The 390-nt window shown below is 63.1% G+C and carries 1 protein-coding gene; it reads left to right on the forward strand.

Features of this window, described 5'->3' with window-relative positions:
* Positions 1–49: 49 nt before the first annotated feature.
* The coding region (locus AAEZ09_RS27940; RefSeq protein WP_350601589.1) for a nuclear transport factor 2-like protein at positions 50–390 on the forward strand (341 nt) is incomplete at its 3' end.

The raw sequence follows: 390 nt of genomic DNA on the forward strand, positions 1-390 counted from the left end.
GCAAAGCACGGTATCCCCGTGAATAACAACAATGACCAGGAGAACCACCATGCGTCCCAGCAACGACGTTCCCTTCGATCTGAAAACCGATAACGGCAGCGACCTCGGCGGCGACAGCCAGGCCAGCGTCACCCGCACACCTACCGAACAACTGGCCGCCTGGGTCGAACGCCTCGGCCAGCGACTGGCGCAGCGCGACATCGACGGCACACTTGAGCTGTTCGCCGACGACTGCCACTGGCGTGACCTGGTGCTATTCAGCTGGAACCTAGTCACCCTCGAAGGCAAGGCCGACATTCGCGACCTGCTGGAAAGCCGCCTGCAAGCCACCCAGCCGGACAACTGGAAGCTCGAAGGTGACGCGAGCCTGGCCGACGGCGTGCTCGAAGG

The sequence above is a fragment of the Pseudomonas sp. 65/3-MNA-CIBAN-0223 genome, from assembly GCF_040310425.1.
In the GTDB taxonomy this organism is placed as follows: domain Bacteria; phylum Pseudomonadota; class Gammaproteobacteria; order Pseudomonadales; family Pseudomonadaceae; genus Aquipseudomonas; species Aquipseudomonas gregormendelii.